Below are 17,177 nucleotides of genomic sequence, written 5' to 3'. Positions count from 1 at the left end.
TCCTAACTCATAACTCTTTTAGCTGTCGCCATTACCAAAGCGCTTGATCAAATCTTCAGGACGGAGATTAGAAATAAATTCACGGAAGGCTTGCTGTTCAGCTTCATCTGCATCTCGATCGACAGGGATAGAAGCATCAGCAATCACTTCTTCCATTACCCAAATGGGGGTATTTGTACGGAGGGCAATGGCGATCGCATCGCTAGGACGCGCGTCAATTTCTTTTTTGACTTCGCCTTGCTGGACGATTAAAGCTGCATAAAATGTATCCTTTTGCAGGGAATGAATGATCACCTTTTCTAGAGTCATATTCCAAGTCTCTAGAAGATTCACAATCAGGTCGTGGGTTAAGGGTCTGGGAGGCTTCTGATTTTCCAGCGCACCCATAATTGCCCTAGCCTGTTCCTGACCGATGTAAATTGGCAAAGCCCGCCGATCTGAAGAATCTTTCAAAAGGACGATCGGGCTGCGGGTTATGGCATCTAATGCTATGCCAGCAACTTTCATTTCAATCATTGCCTAAGCCTCTACAATGCTTTGAGAGTCTTGGATGTCCTGTAACAAATAGTACACCTTCTTAGGCGGTTTGGTGACAGTAATAAACATAAGCATTCGTTCTCTATAATTGCTTCTATTAAACTCCGAACTTGTGGTGAAAACCAGAGTAAGTCAAATTGGTCTTCTTAGACAATAACCTTCTTACCCAAGTATGCCTCGTGAAGGATGCTAATGTGTTAATATTCCTATACGAAAAAAAGTCAGAAAATATACTTGGATGTTCTAAATTTCTGTGACAATTACCAATTGACTTCCGGCAAAATTAGGCAATAAATAGAGTTAGTTTGACAAAAAAGCCGTGTTTACAGGATTAATCCAGGCATTAGGAACGATGGAACCCTTGGGAGGCGATTCTTGGCAAATTACTTGTGTCAGCCAGTCGGGTGAAGTAATTATGCAAGATTTAGCTTATGGTGACAGTGTTGCTGTCGATGGTGTTTGCCTGACAGTAGAACAAGTTTTAAAAGACGGATTTATCGCCACGGCTTCACCGGAAACGCTACGCCGGACGACGCTGGGAGGCGAGCAAACTCAACAGAGATATGTCAATTTAGAAGCGTCGCTAAAAGTAGGCAGCAAAGTTGGCGGTCATTTTGTAATGGGTCATGTAGACGGCATTGGTCGATTGCTAGTGTCAGAACAAACGGCTAGTTCTTGGGAAATGACCTTTATTGCATCTGATGCGATCGCACGATACATTGTCCCTAAAGGTAGCATTGCCGTCAATGGCATCAGCCTCACAGTAGCCGCTTATGAGCCAGAAGTGTCCCAATTCAAGGTGGCAGTAATTCCCCTCACTTATGCCGAGACAAATCTTCGTTATTTGGTTTCTGGAAGCTTGGTGAATCTAGAAGGGGATATTCTCGGCAAATACGTCGAAAAATTCCTTTATTCTGGCAACCCACACACCAAAGTCCATGATGACAATAGTTTAGACGGCATTACACCCGCATTCTTAGCAGAACACGGGTATTTGTAATTGGGAATTGGGAATTGGGAATTGGGAATTGGGAATTGGGCATTCTCCTTGTCCCCAGTCCCCAGTCGCTAACCTCAGCTACCTGGTTGTTGGCTTATCTGAGCGGTTTGCGAGCCTCTTACTAACTGGCTGAGGGCACTTTGTAATTCCACACCTGGGTCAGTAGCAACCCACCCGTTCGGTGTAAGGTGGCGGACTTCAAAGTGCAGGTGAGGCCCTGTGGAATTCCCGGTGCTGCCAACTAGACCAATGACAGTTCCAGGTTTTACCCACTGACCAGGTTGAACAAGGATTTCTGACATGTGACCGTAGAGAGTTTGTTCAGCAGATTTGTGATTGAGGATAACGGTTAAACCATAACCACCAACCCAGTTAGCTGTTTCTACTTGACCAGCAGCAGCTGCCAAAACTGGTGTTCCTGTAGGCGCACCTAAGTCTGTACCAGCATGGAAGCGTTGAGTACCTGTGATTGGATGAATTCGCCAACCAAACAACGAGGTAATGGGAGCGGGAATAGACAATGGATACATCATTCCCGTACCACTATAGGCGACTGTAGCCGTGTAGGGAATTTGCGGCAATACTGATGCTAGTGAAAAGTCGTAAGCGACATTGCTGGGACGGGGTGCAATGTTGCCATCTGCCATTGGTGGCGGTAAAGTCCCGCCACTGGGTGCGATGGGAGTTGCACTCACTCTTGTGGGGCTGAACTCGCTGGGATTGGGGATAAATCGATTCGGGCGATATGCGGTTTTGGTGTCACCACTATAACCATTTTGAGTGGCACGCCATCTACTTGTGTTCCCAGTAGTTGCAACTTGCCGCGCGGTTGGTGGAACTACTGGCAATTGGGCGTTTTGACTTCTTCTGAGCCAAGTAGGTGCTACTTTACCATTAGAATCAGCTACACTCCTTTGGGGTACTTTGGCGCAAACGCCGCCTAATACGCTTTGCCCTGACGGTAAAATGGCTCGGCAACCACTGGAGCGTTCTGTGAGAATTACGGAATTTGGTGCTTGATAAGTACCTGTGGCACCACTGTCATAACTATTAGGATCAATATAAGCGTTATTATAATCCTTGGTTTTCCCTGACGTTGCAGTAACAGGGCTGTTAGAGTTATTTGATGGTTGAGCAACTTCTGGAAGTTTTTCAGGTAAAGAGCGGGCAGGGGTATTGGGTTTTTCTTGTCTCACCCTTACAGGTGTAACCTGGGAGGCTTCTACCTTGGGTTTTGCCTGTCTGATAATCACAACAGGTTCAGCAGTTTCGATTCTGGGCGTAGATTGCCTAACTGGTTCTTTTGATTGAGCAACCTCTGGCTGACGCAATCTCTGTTTGAGTCTGGCTCGCCGTTGGGAAAATTCCGGTTGGGCTTGAACGCCTTCGGGTGCAACAGCCTGTTTTTTTAGTGGATTTGTAAATGCTGAAGGCTTGGAAGTTTCAACAGTGGGAACGATATTATCTACTTGTGTTTCCGTTTGGGCAAACACAAAGCCGCCGCTAAGGAGGCTAACGCTACTCAGCCAGCAGAGGCTCTGGGCTGGTAGCGTTGAGGCAAAACGTTTTTTTGTCAGGCCTTGCTGCCATAAGTAATGCAAACGATGTGGGGCAGAATTATTGCGCTGCGTCATTTGTTCTCTCAGTTGTGTGTAATTAGCCTAAAGAGATGATGCTAGTGGTTTGTCTTGCCCAAAGAGCGAAATTTTGAACAAACCTCAAATTTAAACGGAAGATTTATGGTACCCCAAACTGATTGTACCGGGTTGAATATAAATTTCCGGTGTAATTAGTTCCTTTGTATCGTATGTTTCTAAATCAACTCGTAAATTTCCTTGAGAAGTTACTCCAACTACTTTACCTGAAAGATTATTGACGTACACGCGATCGCCCATATTTGTAAGCAAATCTAGATAGCGAGACAAGAGTATGCTTACTCCTTCTTGGAAAAGGCACTCCATACCGGATTCTATTCCCAGCAAGACGGTAGAGGTGAGCATTTCCAGACAAGAAATTGTTCTGAAATCTTGCAAAGCTTGCCACGATTCCAAATTGATTCCAGTTTCGGGTACTGGATTTGTCCAGTTAATACCAACACCGATTACTGCTTGGGTGATTTGTCCTTTCTTTACTTTGGTTTCTGTCAAAATGCCGCCTAGTTTGCGACCATTTAGAACTAAATCATTGGGCCATTTTATCCCAACATCTATACCGCGCTGGCGCAATTGAGACGCAATTCCCCAAGCAGTAGCGAAAGTTAGCTGGTAGCTGTCAGTAGCCTCTATTTTTTGGTCAAAAGAAATCGCCACGGAAACGTATAATCCCCCAACTGGAGAAATCCACTCGCGTCCCCATTGTCCGCGCCCAGCAGATTGTACAGATGCGATGACTACTGTTCCTGAAATCGCCCCTTCGTTGAGTAAGTTCCAGAGGGTTTGGTTTGTTGAGGAGACGCTTTCAAAAAAGTGAAGGGAAAATGGTAAATATGTATTACACTTTTGCCCTGCTTTCAAGGCTGTTTCCAAGTTTTGCAGATTAAATCCCACAGCAGTTAAGCCAAATTCCGTTGTTCAAGTTAGCATTGATTGGCTGATGAGTGATTTCTCTTTAGGTTTGGTTGAAGATGCACACTTGGCACTGGCGCAATTCGGAAGGACTGCCTTTTTTAACTTGTAGTATTCTGGAACATTGGCATCACGGCTTCTTTACCCAGCAGTTTTGGCCGCGATCGCCACAAGTTATCACAGAAGTATTGCAACCAGAGGCATCAGTCTATCGCTTAAAGCAGGTTCATGGCAATACTGTTCTCACACCTCAAGAAGTTGAGAGCTTCTTAAGCTCTGCTGAGGAGGATTTAGCATCGGCGGATGGTTTAATCAGCGAACAGCCAAGACAAGCTGTTTGGGTAGCTAGCGCAGATTGTACACCCGTGCTAATTGGGGATGTGAAAACTGGACAAGTAGCAGCATTACACGCTGGTTGGCGGGGGACTGCGAAGAAGATTGTCCCCTTGGCGATCGCTCGGCTACAATCTCAAGGCAGCAAACTTGATGATTTACGCATTGCAATGGGCCCGGCGATCGCTGGTGAGGTCTACCAAGTCTCTATGGATGTGGCTGCCGAAATTGGGGCTAGTATCATATCACATAATGAAGAACAAAAAATAATTCAAGCATTGCATGAATTACCCAATTCACCCTTGTTGGAAGATCCTAATCCAGGAAAGGTACGGCTGGATGTGCGGCGAGTGAATACCTTACAACTGGAAAATATGGGGATTAGTGCAGAACAAATTGCGATCGCACCTTATTGTACTTTCCAAACTCCAGAGCATTTCTTTTCTTACCGCCGGGAGAAAGAGAAAAAAGTGCAATGGTCAGGAATTGTTAGCGGTAAAACGAGTAACTAGTACAGCACGCTGTAAATAAGCTACCCATTTAAAATCGCTAGACATTTTACAAAATAGGCGTTCTTTCTTTTTACTTTCGCCTTGTTGTACTAGTCTATATGAAAACTTAACTTAATGCTTCACTCAAAACATCACGATGCATTAATGCACCATCCACTAAAGATTGAATTTTCTCTGATGATAAAGGATCGCCATTAGCATAATGTTGCATCCAAGTCAGACCAATCAAATTGGGGTCATCGGGTAAACTTGACAAATCCCACCCAGGCATTTCCAAGTCTTCCATGATACGATTTACTTTGGGATCATAACTGAGAGCAAAGCAACGACAACCTTCAGCAGCAGCCATAATCAAGCTGTGTAGGCGCATCCCAATTGCCATTTCTACGCCGCGAAATACACCTTTTAAAAGTTGCGGATCTTCCAGACACAAAATCTTGCTAACATCTTTAAGATGTGGCTGAATAGCTTCGGCAATACTCAAATCTTCACTTTTTTGAAATGGCAATAATAAAATGAAAGCCTGTGTAGCTTTTTGAAAATCCACCAAAGCGCGAGTTAAGTTTGCTAAACGTTTTTCTGTAAGTTGGGGATGCGATCGCAACGTTACTGCAACTCTCGGCGCAGGTAAATCCCAAAGTCCTGGGACTGGTTGAGATTCCAACGCCCAAACCGGGTCAGGAGCTATAATACAAGGGATTTGCCAATCAGATAATAAAGCTGCACTGGCGCGATCGCGGACACTAACTTTGGTACAATTAGCAAAGGTTTGCCGCGCTAACCAACGAGTTTGCGGACGTACTAACGGGCCAATACCCTGCGCCCAAGCAACAGTTTTCAAACCCATTTTCTGAGCTAATGCCATCAGCCCCCCGTAATAAAATGGGCTGATAGTGCTGGTAACATCTTGAATCAGACTCCCACCGCCCCAAATCAAGGCATCACTTGAGCGTAAAGCTTGCAGTACAGGTAAGGGAGCCATGCGATCGCAAGTTTCTACATTATAGCGATCGCGCGTTTCCTCTGGATTACCCGAAAGTACCACAGGTGTTACGTGAGATGGTAACATTTGCAAAAGCGTCGCCAACAAAGCCTCGTCACCACCATTACCTTTACCGTAATATCCAGACAATAACGCCCGCATCTTGACCATTTTAGATTTTAGATTAACAACTTTTTTTATACAGAATATCTGTCATTGCTACAGATAGTAGATTCATTCACAAATTCTATTTTCAAACTTCGTAACAAAGGAAGATAGAAAGAACTCCTAACTCTTGTACAGACGCGATTAATCGCGTCTCTCCTCCTAACTCCTAACTTTCTTATGCACGCCCTATCTATTCCCACCTGGATTATTCATATTTCTAGCGTTATTGAGTGGATTGTCGCCATTTGGTTAATCTGGACTTACGGCGAACTCACTAATAACCGCAATTGGTGGGGATTGTCCCTAGCCATGTTACCAGCTTTAGTTAGCGCTATGTGTGCTTGTACCTGGCATTATTTCGACAACGCCCAATCTCTAGAATGGCTGGTAACACTTCAAGCTACCATGACCTTAGTTGGTAATTTTACGCTTTGGGCAGCAGCGTTTTTGATTTGGCGTTCTACCAAATCTCCTGACACTGTTGAACCAAAACCTATTAAATCAGAGCCATGATTTCTAAAGAAACCCTGTTTGCACTTTCACTGTTTCCCTATTTGGGTTTCTTGTGGTTTCTCAGCCGCAGTCCACAAATGCCGCGTTTAGCGCTATATGGATTTTACGGTACTCTCGTCTTTGTTGCCATCACCATCCCAGCCGGAATTTACGCCCAATTACATTACGGTGAGTCTTTGGCCAATGTAGATTGGTTACACGGTGGTGCAGAACTATTTTTGACCCTTTCTAACATCTTGCTGGTGCTGGGTTTTGGGCAAGCTGTAAGACAATTAAAAATCAAAAATGAAAACTAAGAACCTTAGCGATCGCTAGAGTTTTGATTGTATTGAGTTATGAGGAAGAAGTAAATGGATGTAATTCCAGCGATTGATTTACTAGAAGGTCGTTGTGTGCGACTGTATCAGGGAGACTACGATCGCTCGCAAGTTTTTAGCGAAAACCCTGTTGATGTAGCCAAACAGTGGGTAGATCAAGGTGCTACCAGATTGCATATAGTTGATTTAGATGGTGCTAAAGCGGGTAAAGTAGTAAACTTAGCAGCAATTGAAGCGATCGCTCATGCGGTGTCAGTACCCATTGAAATTGGTGGAGGATTGCGCGATCGCACCAGCGTGCAACAAGTATTCAATCTCGGCGTACAGTGGGCAATTCTCGGAACCATTGCTGTAGAACAACCCCAGCTAGTACAACAACTGTGTGAAGAATTTCCCGAACAGATTATTATTGGCATTGATGCCCGTAACGGCAAAGTTGCTACTCGCGGGTGGTTAGAAACTTCGGAAGTTTTAGCAACTCAACTGGCTGTACAAATGCAAGAATTGGGTGCAGCCGCCATCATTTATACAGATATTCACCGCGATGGTACTCTCATCGGCCCCAATTTAGAAGCTTTGCGAGAACTTGCATCGGTAATTTCCATCCCGATAATTGCCTCTGGCGGGGTAAGTTCTATCACCGATTTGTTGAGTTTGTTAGCGTTAGAACCTCAAGGCGTGACTGGTGTGATTGTCGGACGTGCTTTGTATACTGGGGATATTTTACTCAAAGAAGCATTACGAGCGATCGGCCCTGGGCGGATTCAGGATATTCCACCCAATCTAGGTTTTTCTAGCTTTGCTTGACATGTAAATCTACCGAGGGAAACTTAAATTTTCTATGATATATTTCTGTAATCAACAATACCCGTGATGTAGATAATATTGTAGTAAATTTTCAAATTCAGTATTATGTCTAGTCAAGAGCCAAATTCTAAGCAAGCATTTCAGCAAACACAGTCCACCGGAACAAAGAAGAAACTACAACCCCCCGCAGACATCAAAAAACCAAATAAAACCGAATAAAAAACATTATAGTTCGTAGTAGAGACTTAACTTAAATTAAGTCTTTACTACTCTCATCAAAAAGAAATCAGCTTATTTATTTTTCGCTTGAGTTTTTGCCTGTTCTAAAGCTATTTCTTTGATTGCCTGATAGGAATTAACATTTGAATTACCTTCAATCGCTTTCACTGCCAAATCCTGAACTTGTTTGAGAGCAGATTCAAGTTGCTTAGAAAGATTTTGAATCCGCGTCTCTTGGTTAGTAATAGTTTGTTCTAGAGATTGCAGTCTCTGTTCATAAAAACGCTTTTGTCCTTCCACTTCCTTAGAATATAAATCTGATTTTACTTTAGCTTGGTAGTGGGCGATGCCTTTGCCTTCTTCTGTAGCTTTCTTGATAGCTGCTTCTTTATCTTTCGGAAAAGCCTCTACCTTCGCTTTTAATTCTTCAAATTGTTTCTCTCTTTCAGCAATTGCTTTCTCTCGTTCAGCCCACTGTTTCTCTGTTTCTTGTAGTAATTCTTCCAGTTGTTTATATAGTGCTTTCTGCTGTTGTTCGTATTCGTCACTTTGTAGCTGACGTTGAAGTTCTAAATTATATTTATACTCTGATACATCGCGTTGCCGAGTTTTATTCAAGTTTTCATTTCGTTCTTTTATCGTCCTTTGCTGTTCCTCCTGTTCTTTTCCCCAAGTATTCTTTTGCTCTAGTATTTCTTGGAATAATCCTTCAGAATGCTGGTTATACTCTTCCTGATAAGCTTTCGTATTATCTTCATAAGCTTGGATTAGAGTATCCAATATATCATCAGAAGTTTCTAACTTATGCAACTGTGTTAACTGTTGGATTTCTTCTTCTACATTTCGCCTAATTTCTCCTAATTTAGAGGCTTTTGTAGTTAGCTGTTCCGATAATTCATTAGCAGCACTGCCAAAACCTAATTGAATCTTCGCCAAGCTTTCAATGGTATTGTTCATTTTCTGTTGGACACTAGAAAGCTGATTCATAGCTGTTTTCTGTTCTAATTTAGGCTGTTCTTTAGTTTCAGGCTGGTTTTCTTTCGCAACTTTTTCAAGTTCCGATTTCAGTGCTGCTTTTTCTTTAGCTAACTCCTCATACGCCTGAAGAATTTCTACTTTAGTATTCTTATCAGTCGGTTTTTTTACCACCACAATAAACCTCCTCTTCAGGAATTAAAAATGATTAAGATGCAACAGACTCGTAACTATTTAGGATTAGAACTACCAAAAGCCCTCATAGCTAAGTCTTGCGCTTGTTTTAAAGCAGTTTGCAATTGAGCAGAAATCCCTTCTATTTGCTCAGACTGTTTCTTAATTGTTTCTTCCAGAGATTGAATTTTCTGTTCATAACTTTGTTTGTTAGATTCCCATTCTCTCTCAAATAAATCAGCCTCAACTTTAGCTTTTTGGCTTGTTTCTTTAATTGCTTCTTCCCTAGCTTTCTTAACGGATTCTTCCAGTTCGTTAGGAAATATAGCTACTTTTTGTTGATAGTCTCCAAATAGTGGTTGGCGTTCAGCGAATATCTTCTCTCGTTCTGCCCAATCTTTCTCTTTATTTTGAGAATTTTCTTGTATTTCCCTTTGTTGTTGGCGTTTTATTGCTTCGTAGCTGTCTGTATTGAGTTTACGATTAGTTTCTAACTTATATAGAGATTCTTCTTGTTCTTGCTGACGATCTTTAACTAATAAATCATTATATGCTTGCAGTTTTTCTTCATACTCGGCTTGTTCTTTTTGCCATTCTTTCCGCCTAATTGTAATTTCTTTCTCTAATGCTTCCCTTTTGCTGATAGTATCTTGTTCTAGGGTTTTTAATTTCTCTTGGTGTTCTTGACTTAAAATGTCTAGAGTATCCGCTACAACTCTGATTTGTTGAAGCTCTTGTAAGCGTTGCGTTTCAATTTCTATAGCTCGGTTCAATTCATCTAACTTAGAATTTTCCTGAGCTAGTTTTTCAGATAATCCGTTGAGAATACTGCCAAACTCTAATTGTAAATCAGCTAAACCCTTGACAATACTATCAACCGTATATGCAGAAGCTACTTGCAGAATTTCTTGACTTTTTGCCTTGTCTGCTTCCTCTTGTTTGGTTGCTATTTTAGACTCCAGCTTTTTTCTTTGGATAATAATTTGTTGAAATGCTTGCATTAGTTGTTGTTTGCTGTCCTTGACTCCAACTGTAGTCATCTTCCAACTCCCTTCAATAGGCAAATGATTTTTTTGGGTAGCAAGCCATACCAAGGACTACCCTATGCAGACATCAGAGTAGCCTTTAAATCAATATTTTTAACGCAGTGGAAATACTGAAATGATCGATATAGGACACTTAAGTGGTACGAATTTTCCACAGATATATCCTTCTATCTATTTTTCAGATATAGTTTTCCCTTTGAGAAACAATAGTACTTTTGTACTAAAATAAATATACTTAACCTTATCTCTTCTTGTCAAGATAATGCTTCATATAATTACGCCAGACAACAAAGTATTAAAAGCTGCCATTCATAATGATTTAGAAGGGTGCTGTCGGATATGTTACTTTTTGTAAATAAAATCTAAAAGAATTAACCTTAGCAGAAGCGCCGTTCCCTTAAGGCGAGATAATAAACTTAACATCAATGCCATAAGTGAAAACCAAGCTAATAGGTGAAGCACTCCGTTGGGCGGGTTCCCCGACTTGAAGGAAGTGCCGAACCCGTGAGGGTATATGTTGCAAGAAAACCCTTCTCTGCGAGACGCTCTGCGAACGGCTTCGCTCAGGGTAAAAGATTTGGGTCTTGGGAACCAGGACTCCTGCCCTTGGAGGGAATGTAAGACCAATAGAACTATGGAGTTCTGGAGGCTATTCCCGATGAATTGGGAGAGCAACGTCCGTTTTACGGCGAGGTTGCTCACTCATGCTAATTGATACAAGCACAGTCCTAGACTTTTGTGATATCAATGTATACCACTGAATCGACCAAATACTCTGCTAGAACCGACATTGGACAAACCAGCCGGATTCTAGTAGTAGAAGATGAAGAATTAATCCAAGAAATGCTAGCTGTAGCCCTTGAAGAGGAAGGTTACGGGGTGATAACTGCACCCGATGGGCGGTCTGCTATAGAGTATCTCAAAAGTTTTGAAACCAACTCAGGGGAAGTTCCCTTTGATTTGATTATTCTTGATTTGATGCTGCCGCAAATCAATGGGCTAGATATTTGCCGTTTACTGCGTCATCAAGGAAACCCAATACCTATTTTAATGCTTAGTGCCAAGGGTAGCGAAACTGACCGCGTTCTGGGGTTGGAGGTGGGTGCAGATGACTACCTCACCAAACCTTTTAGTATGCGTGAGTTAGTGGCTCGTTGTCGCGCTTTACTCCGCCGCCAACGCCTAAGTAATTTACCACAACTACCAGTATTAAAATTCAAGGATGTCACCTTGAATCCTCAAGAATGTCGGGTGGTGGTTCGTAATCAAGAGGTGAGTCTTTCGCCTAAAGAGTTCCGCTTGCTGGAATTGTTTATGAGTTACGCCCGTCGGGTATGGTCGCGAGAACAATTGCTAGACCAGGTTTGGGGGCCAGATTTCGTTGGGGATAGTAAAACGGTAGACGTTCATATTCGGTGGTTGCGCGAAAAATTAGAGCAAGACCCCAGTCATCCCGAATATATTGTGACTGTAAGAGGTTTTGGCTATAGGTTTGGATAATTAGTTTAGATAGTTGTTAGTTTTTAGTAGTCACCAAAAAACTAACAACTCAAATGCTTTTATTGGGATTTATTCTGGGTTTAGCGGTAGGCATTGGGTTTTGGGTTTGGCAACAGGTTCAACTTAACCGCTACCTGGGGCGTTTACTCCGACCGTTAACCTCCCATTCTTCCAGGATGGGACTGCTGCTGCTTCCTGGGTTACGGCAGGAAATAGCGATGGTGAAGCAGCAACAGCAAGATTTGCAGCAGTCACTGCAAACTTACCAAGACCTGCTAGATTTTGCACCAGTGGGATATTTACAGGTGGATGAGGAAAATCAACTGCTATGGTGCAATCGGCAGGCGCAGGAAATTTTGTATCTGCAAAGGTGGCAGCCAGAACAGGTACGCTTGTTATTAGAGTTAGTACGGTCTTACGAACTTGACCATTTAATTGAGCAAACTCGCGATCGCCAAAAACCACAAACGGGAGAATGGATATTTCATCCATCTTGTGATGATGCAGCAGAGATGCAAACAATAAAATCTCTGGCTTTGCGGGCATCTAGTTTGCCTTTACCCAATGGACAAGTGGGAGTATTTTTAGAAAATCGTCAACCCCTATTAGATATAAATCAAGTCCGCGATCGCTCTTTTTCCGATCTAGCCCACGAACTCAGAACGCCTTTAACTTCCATTCGCTTGGTTGTGGAAACGTTACAAATCCGCTTGGAACCACCTCTCAATCGTTGGGTTAACCGTTTAATGCAGGAAGTCGATCGGCTGATTAACTTAGTGCAAAGCTGGTTAGACTTGACCCAAATGGAAGCAAACCCAACCATGCAATTACAAGCCAAAGCTGTAGAATTGCGATCGCTAATTACATCTGTTTGGGAAACACTAGAACCCTTAGCACAGCGTCAACATCTGTCTCTTTCTTATTCTGGCCCAGAAAATCTCTGGATTAAAGCAGATCAAGCCCGGATTTTCCAAGTTTTTCTCAATTTGCTAGACAACAGTATTAAATACAGTCCTCCTTCTACAAGTGTCTATGTTGAAGCGAAAATCTTATCAACAAAAGATAATGATTCTGCTTCTCCAATTCTGGAAATAAATCTTATTGATTCTGGAGTCGGGTTTTCTGAAGCAGATTTACCCCACGTATTTGAGCGATTTTATCGAGGAGATAAAGCGCGAACCCATTCCCCACAAGATAGTAACTCCATCGGAGCGATCGTTGGTAATGGTTTGGGATTAGCGATCGTTGAGCAAATTCTGATCGCCCACGGTGGTTCAATCAAAGCTATGAACCATCCAGAAACTGGTGGTGCGTGGATGCAACTCCAATTTCGTGAAGTTATGGCAAACTCCCTAAGCCAAGACTATAGTTATTAATATCTTCACGTTTGAGACAACAAGTGTGAAAGCTGTCGATTATAGTCCCAATCCTCAAAGACCACAACTCGCACGCGCCATTAGGCGCTTAGAACGCGATGTATTACGTATGGGTGCTTTGGTAGAACAATCATTTCGCCTCAGCCACCAAGCGTTATTTGCTCGTAACTTAACAGCAGCTGAGCAACTTCCCCTATTAGATAAAAAGATCGATCGTTTTTATCGTCAAATCGAATCAGATTGTACGGCGATTATGACACTGCAAGCACCTACGGCTCAAGATTTGCGCTGCTTGAGTGCTTTTATGCAGTTAGTGCGAGACTTAGAGCGCATTGGTGATTATGCTGAGGATTTAGCTGAGATTGCGATTAAAATTTTTCCTTATGCGCCTCATCCGTGTTTATCTGAGATTGAAGCTATGTCCCTTCACGCGCAGGCGATGCTAGCAACTAGCTTGAAGGCTTTGGGAGATTTTGATGAAGGGGGTGGTCGCCGTTTAAAGCACCTAGATGATACTGTAGACGACGCATACGATCGCGTTTATCAAACTTTAGCCCAACAACGGGATGTAGCTGGTGTAGTCGAGCCAATTGTGCTGCTAGCACTGGCAATTCGTTGTCTAGAACGGATGGCAGATCATGCTACTAATATCGGTCAGAGGGTAGCATATATTGTCACCGGTCAACGCTCTTAATTGAATTGCCGTCCCAATCCCCCACTTTTTGAAGAAGTCGGGGATCTAAATCTATGTGAAGTAAGCGCCATTTCACCCTAGTATCTTCATATAAGACTCCTATTTGATTTTTGAACAAAATTAGGTGTGTAGGGTGTGTTAGAACGAAGTTCGGAACGCACCATTATCAAGGATTTAGTGCCGTACTCTCCGTGCTAACACGCCCTACGGATCTTTTCAGAAATCAAACCTGATTCCTATAATTATTTGTGCCTACATACTTACTTAGTGTTCAGAAAACACTCAAGAATTAAAAATAAGTTAACTAAACATTTTACTAAAAGCTTACCTTTTCTTAAACTTGCACAATTAAAGTAAAAAATAAATAATTAAAAAGTTCTATCTCATTGATAGATAGCTGAAATCAGAAGTTGTTACCATCGGAAAACTTTGAGCTAGTTCCTAGCTCAAACTCAGAAGAGTGTCCTTCAAACATGTAGGTAAATTTTGATCCAAATTATTAGAGCATCTTAATCATTGTAAATAGCGAGATTTCCTGATAATTATGTAGTTACGGTTAATGATATATTCCACAACTCCTACTTCAAATTTTTCTGCCGTGTCAAATAGCTCTGCTTTAAGCGGACAATTACCCCAGCAGATATTTACCCGTAGGGAAGTAATTCCACTTCAAAATGACGTACTTTGGCGTATTGAATACGGTGCAGTTCGTACCCTAACGTGGAGTGAAGATGGAACATTCATCACTCTTGGTTATTGGGGATTAGGAGATTTGATTGGCTATCCTTTGTCTAGAGTCAAGCCCTACCAGATTGAATGTCTCACAGGCGTGGAACTAAGCATTGTGCCACCTCATTTGTGGCATCAAGATATTAATGCTTTGTTGTCTCATATTCAACAGGCAGAGGATCTATTAAGCATTGTGCATCAAAAACCTATTTCGCTCCGTTTGTGGCAGTTTTTAGTGTGGTTAAGCGAAAAATTTGGACGTGATGTAGATAAGGGGAAGCTAATTGATTTAAATGTTACACATCAAGATATTGCTGAGGTTTTAAATACTACACGAGTAACAATTACCCGAATACTACAACAGTTGGAGGAAGAAGGAACAGTTTTACGTCACAAACGCCGTATTATTTTGCGTTTACCAAGTGGTAAGTTAATTAAAAATTATGGTTCCGCAGTATCTAACTAAATTGCTTGTAATAATCAGAAGATATAAGGTATAATCATCGCTGTGAATGTGTGTAGAATCCACGAAAGTAAAGTGCTACAAGCATTTTATTATGACTGGATTATCTAGGTGTGAGTGAGAGTAAAAACATGACAAAACGATTCTGGAATTTGATTAAGGTTAGTCCAGTTTTTCTAGCCGCGACATTTTTTGCTACGAATAATGCCTTAGCTGCGGAAGTAAAGGAACCAGTAACAAATATTACCCAGTTATCTGAGGCTCAAGACTTTAACAGCATCGATCAAGTAACATCAGTTTCGCAATTTTCTGATGTGCAGCCCACAGATTGGGCATTCCAAGCTTTACAATCTCTAGTTGAACGCTACGGCTGTATTGCAGGTTATCCCAACAGTACTTATCGTGGGAACCGTGCTTTGACCCGTTATGAATTTGCCGCAGGTTTGAATGCCTGTTTAGATCGGGTTAACGAACTGATTGCTACAGCTACAGCCGATTTGGTCAGCAAACAAGACCTAGCTACTTTACAGCGCTTACAAGAAGAATATTCTGCTGAACTAGCAACCTTGCGCGGTCGTGTGGATGGACTAGAAGCTCGGACTTCTGAGTTGGAAGCGAATCAGTTCTCTACTACCACCAAGTTGGTTGGGGAAGCAATTTTCGCAGTGTCTGATGCTTTTGGTGGCAATACAGCAGTTGGTCCTTCTAATGCTACGGGTGGTAAATTGAATTCCAACACTACCTTTAGCGATCGCGTTCGTTTGAACTTGTACAGTAGTTTCACTGGTAAAGACCAGTTGCAAATCCGGTTGAATGCTGGCAATATCGTCTCCAATGCTGGTGTGAGTGGTACGAACATGACCCGGTTGGGCTTTGACGGTGATACTGGTAACTCTGTTAGCATTGACAAAATCAACTATGCATTCAACTTTTCTGATGCAGTGCGCGTCAAAATTGATGCCACTGGTGCTGAATTGTACGAAAACGTCAATAACTTCAACCCAGACTTTGCAAGCTCTGCTAGGGGTGCGCTCTCCCGCTATGGACGTTTCAGCCCCATATATCGCCAAGGTCAAGGTGGTTCTGGTATAACTGTTACCTTCAATCCTAAAGGCGCTATCAGCTTGAGCGGTGCTTATCTAGCTAACACTGCTAACAACCCTACAGATAATAATGGGTTGATTGATGGTGGTAATGCTATTTTTGGTCAGTTATCTTTCCAACCCACCAAAGCTTTTAGTGTTGGTCTAACCTACGCTCGGACTTATCAAACTAATAATTTTAACAACACCAACAACAACAACCTTTTCCAAAGTACAGGTAGTGCTTTTGCTAACCGTCCCTTTGGGAATGACACTGCTACTGAATCCAACAACTACGGTGTAGAAGCCACTTTCCAATTTAGCCCTAAATTAGCTCTTAGTGGTTGGGGAGGTTATACAACTGCTGATGCTCTTAGTGGTGCTAATACTGGTACAGATGCTGAAATGTGGTACTACGGTGCATCACTTGCTTTGAGAGACTTTGGTAAAGAAGGTAACGTTTTAGGTATTATTTTTGGTCAACCACCCAAAGTTACTGGTGGTAGCATCAGAACAGTTGGTGCTAATGGTAACTTAGACACTGGTACCTCTTATCATTTAGAAGGTCTTTACAAGTACAAGGTTTCCGATAATATTCAATTCACCCCCGGCTTGTTGGTAATCTTCAACCCAGAGAACAACAACAATAACGACACTGAATATGTAGGTACTCTACGTACTACTTTCAGCTTCTAAAAGTGGCGATCTAAAACTCAGAATTAGATAAACAAAAGCCCGCCTTAAGGTGGGCTTTTGTTCAGGAAAAAATTAGTTATGTGGGATTATAATCTGATTGATTAGATATATCTTTTGGGGGGCGATCGCTACTCCAAGCCCACCACACAGTACTACAGTGACAAGAGTAAAACTCTTGCCATTTGCGACGACGGTCTTCTGTAAAAACAGGCGATCGCCGATTTAGCCAAACTTTTTCAGCTTCTCGGCTAGTTGAGTGGCAATTAGGACAGCAAAATTCATAAGCGTGTATTGCCTGATTCGTCCATTCAGGTGGGAGGGTAGCAAAAGCGTCCATATCATTACAAATGTAGTATCAATGATTATCCAAAACTTTGAGGTTTTGAACTTAGGGGCAAACGGATACTATAAAATCCCGCCACACTATCGAACTGCTTAATCAATATTCTTATGGCTTTGTCTGAACTATTTACAAATCGCCATTTATATA

The 17,177-nt window shown here is 42.2% G+C and carries 17 protein-coding genes; 10 read left to right on the top strand and 7 right to left on the bottom strand.

Annotated elements, in window-relative coordinates; translation table 11 throughout:
- Window positions 1-18 precede the first annotated feature (18 nt).
- Window positions 19-516, bottom strand: a complete 498-nt coding sequence (locus tag V7K55_RS22470; protein WP_012406891.1) for a bifunctional nuclease family protein — start codon at window positions 514-516, stop codon at window positions 19-21.
- Between the two features lie 340 nt (window positions 517-856).
- Between V7K55_RS22470 and V7K55_RS22465 the strand changes: the two genes are divergently transcribed.
- Window positions 857-1,537 carry a riboflavin synthase gene (locus tag V7K55_RS22465; RefSeq protein WP_334834864.1) on the top strand — a complete coding sequence of 227 codons (681 nt, stop codon included), beginning with the start codon at window positions 857-859 and terminating at the stop codon, window positions 1,535-1,537.
- A 74-nt stretch (window positions 1,538-1,611) separates the two neighbouring features.
- On the opposite strand, the gene V7K55_RS22460 is transcribed toward V7K55_RS22465, so the two are convergent.
- Together V7K55_RS22460 and V7K55_RS22455 are read right to left on the bottom strand one after the other, a co-directional pair.
- Entirely contained in the window at window positions 1,612-3,171 is a 1,560-nt protein-coding gene (locus V7K55_RS22460) for a M23 family metallopeptidase (protein WP_334834863.1), read from the bottom strand.
- Between the two features lie 90 nt (window positions 3,172-3,261).
- The gene (locus V7K55_RS22455; protein ID WP_334834862.1) at window positions 3,262-4,083 is read right to left on the bottom strand and encodes a biotin--[acetyl-CoA-carboxylase] ligase; all 822 of its coding nucleotides are present in this window, start codon (window positions 4,081-4,083) and stop codon (window positions 3,262-3,264) included.
- A 77-nt stretch (window positions 4,084-4,160) separates the two neighbouring features.
- On the opposite strand from V7K55_RS22455, the gene pgeF reads away from it, so the two are divergent.
- Window positions 4,161-4,946 carry a peptidoglycan editing factor PgeF gene (gene pgeF / locus V7K55_RS22450; RefSeq protein WP_334834861.1) on the top strand — a complete coding sequence of 262 codons (786 nt, stop codon included), beginning with the start codon at window positions 4,161-4,163 and terminating at the stop codon, window positions 4,944-4,946.
- Window positions 4,947-5,052: 106 nt separating this feature from the next.
- Here pgeF and csaB read toward each other — a convergent pair whose 3' ends face one another.
- Window positions 5,053-6,090 (bottom strand): polysaccharide pyruvyl transferase CsaB, encoded by a 1,038-nt coding sequence (csaB, locus tag V7K55_RS22445; RefSeq protein WP_334834860.1) that lies wholly within the window; start codon window positions 6,088-6,090, stop codon window positions 5,053-5,055.
- Between the two features lie 183 nt (window positions 6,091-6,273).
- Between csaB and V7K55_RS22440 the strand changes: the two genes are divergently transcribed.
- The 3 genes from V7K55_RS22440 to hisA are packed head-to-tail and all read left to right on the top strand — an operon-like array spanning window position 6,274 to window position 7,733.
- The gene (locus V7K55_RS22440; protein WP_094330303.1) at window positions 6,274-6,609 is read left to right on the top strand and encodes a DUF2499 domain-containing protein; all 336 of its coding nucleotides are present in this window, start codon (window positions 6,274-6,276) and stop codon (window positions 6,607-6,609) included.
- Window positions 6,606-6,905 (top strand): DUF3593 domain-containing protein, encoded by a 300-nt coding sequence (locus tag V7K55_RS22435; protein ID WP_334834858.1) that lies wholly within the window; start codon window positions 6,606-6,608, stop codon window positions 6,903-6,905. The genes V7K55_RS22440 and V7K55_RS22435 overlap by 4 nt, the downstream gene beginning before the upstream one ends.
- Before the next feature lie 54 nt (window positions 6,906-6,959).
- Window positions 6,960-7,733 (top strand): 1-(5-phosphoribosyl)-5-[(5-phosphoribosylamino)methylideneamino]imidazole-4-carboxamide isomerase, encoded by a 774-nt coding sequence (gene hisA, locus V7K55_RS22430; RefSeq protein WP_334834857.1) that lies wholly within the window; start codon window positions 6,960-6,962, stop codon window positions 7,731-7,733.
- A gap of 291 nt (window positions 7,734-8,024) precedes the next feature.
- Here the strand turns inward: hisA and V7K55_RS22425 are convergent, their stop codons facing one another.
- Window positions 8,025-9,104, bottom strand: coding sequence for a hypothetical protein (locus V7K55_RS22425; RefSeq protein WP_334834856.1), 1,080 nt, complete (start codon window positions 9,102-9,104; stop codon window positions 8,025-8,027).
- Between the two features lie 53 nt (window positions 9,105-9,157).
- Window positions 9,158-10,141: a hypothetical protein gene (locus V7K55_RS22420; protein WP_334834854.1), complete on the bottom strand. Its 984-nt coding sequence runs from the start codon at window positions 10,139-10,141 to the stop codon at window positions 9,158-9,160.
- Window positions 10,142-10,894: 753 nt separating this feature from the next.
- On the opposite strand from V7K55_RS22420, the gene V7K55_RS22415 reads away from it, so the two are divergent.
- The 5 genes from V7K55_RS22415 (at window position 10,895) to V7K55_RS22395 (ending at window position 16,687) form a co-directional block, all read left to right on the top strand.
- On the top strand, window positions 10,895-11,647 hold the full coding sequence (locus tag V7K55_RS22415) for a response regulator transcription factor (RefSeq protein ID WP_334834852.1): 753 nt from the start codon (window positions 10,895-10,897) through the stop codon (window positions 11,645-11,647).
- A gap of 53 nt (window positions 11,648-11,700) precedes the next feature.
- Window positions 11,701-13,023, top strand: a complete 1,323-nt coding sequence (locus V7K55_RS22410; RefSeq protein WP_334834850.1) for a sensor histidine kinase — start codon at window positions 11,701-11,703, stop codon at window positions 13,021-13,023.
- Window positions 13,024-13,048: 25 nt separating this feature from the next.
- Window positions 13,049-13,717 carry a phosphate signaling complex protein PhoU gene (gene phoU, locus V7K55_RS22405; RefSeq protein ID WP_334834849.1) on the top strand — a complete coding sequence of 223 codons (669 nt, stop codon included), beginning with the start codon at window positions 13,049-13,051 and terminating at the stop codon, window positions 13,715-13,717.
- 559 nt (window positions 13,718-14,276) lie between these two features.
- Window positions 14,277-14,912: a Crp/Fnr family transcriptional regulator gene (locus V7K55_RS22400; protein WP_334834848.1), complete on the top strand. Its 636-nt coding sequence runs from the start codon at window positions 14,277-14,279 to the stop codon at window positions 14,910-14,912.
- A gap of 128 nt (window positions 14,913-15,040) precedes the next feature.
- Window positions 15,041-16,687 (top strand): iron uptake porin, encoded by a 1,647-nt coding sequence (locus V7K55_RS22395; RefSeq protein WP_334834847.1) that lies wholly within the window; start codon window positions 15,041-15,043, stop codon window positions 16,685-16,687.
- Window positions 16,688-16,763: 76 nt separating this feature from the next.
- Here the strand turns inward: V7K55_RS22395 and V7K55_RS22390 are convergent, their stop codons facing one another.
- The gene (locus V7K55_RS22390) at window positions 16,764-17,024 is read right to left on the bottom strand and encodes a hypothetical protein (RefSeq protein ID WP_334834846.1); all 261 of its coding nucleotides are present in this window, start codon (window positions 17,022-17,024) and stop codon (window positions 16,764-16,766) included.
- Between the last annotated feature and the right edge of the window lie 153 nt (window positions 17,025-17,177).

Source organism: Nostoc sp. (assembly GCF_036919895.1).
Lineage (GTDB): Bacteria > Cyanobacteriota > Cyanobacteriia > Cyanobacteriales > Nostocaceae > Nostoc.
The sequence above is the reverse complement of the archived record's forward strand: the minus strand, read 5'-3'. Positions and strand labels throughout refer to the sequence as shown.

Excerpts from the sequence above, each read along its gene's own strand:
- pgeF (WP_334834861.1), top strand. The coding sequence starts at position 4,161 with ATGCACACTTGGCACTGGCGCAATTCGGAAGGACTGCCTTTTTTAACT.
- V7K55_RS22410 (WP_334834850.1), top strand. The coding sequence starts at position 11,701 with ATGCTTTTATTGGGATTTATTCTGGGTTTAGCGGTAGGCATTGGGTTT.
- V7K55_RS22400 (WP_334834848.1), top strand. The coding sequence starts at position 14,277 with ATGATATATTCCACAACTCCTACTTCAAATTTTTCTGCCGTGTCAAAT.
- V7K55_RS22435 (WP_334834858.1), top strand. The coding sequence starts at position 6,606 with ATGATTTCTAAAGAAACCCTGTTTGCACTTTCACTGTTTCCCTATTTG.
- csaB (WP_334834860.1), bottom strand. The coding sequence starts at position 6,090 with ATGCGGGCGTTATTGTCTGGATATTACGGTAAAGGTAATGGTGGTGAC.
- V7K55_RS22395 (WP_334834847.1), top strand. The coding sequence starts at position 15,041 with ATGACAAAACGATTCTGGAATTTGATTAAGGTTAGTCCAGTTTTTCTA.
- V7K55_RS22470 (WP_012406891.1), bottom strand. The coding sequence starts at position 516 with ATGATTGAAATGAAAGTTGCTGGCATAGCATTAGATGCCATAACCCGC.
- V7K55_RS22420 (WP_334834854.1), bottom strand. The coding sequence starts at position 10,141 with ATGACTACAGTTGGAGTCAAGGACAGCAAACAACAACTAATGCAAGCA.
- hisA (WP_334834857.1), top strand. The coding sequence starts at position 6,960 with ATGGATGTAATTCCAGCGATTGATTTACTAGAAGGTCGTTGTGTGCGA.
- V7K55_RS22390 (WP_334834846.1), bottom strand. The coding sequence starts at position 17,024 with ATGGACGCTTTTGCTACCCTCCCACCTGAATGGACGAATCAGGCAATA.
- V7K55_RS22415 (WP_334834852.1), top strand. The coding sequence starts at position 10,895 with ATGTATACCACTGAATCGACCAAATACTCTGCTAGAACCGACATTGGA.
- V7K55_RS22440 (WP_094330303.1), top strand. The coding sequence starts at position 6,274 with ATGCACGCCCTATCTATTCCCACCTGGATTATTCATATTTCTAGCGTT.
- V7K55_RS22460 (WP_334834863.1), bottom strand. The coding sequence starts at position 3,171 with ATGACGCAGCGCAATAATTCTGCCCCACATCGTTTGCATTACTTATGG.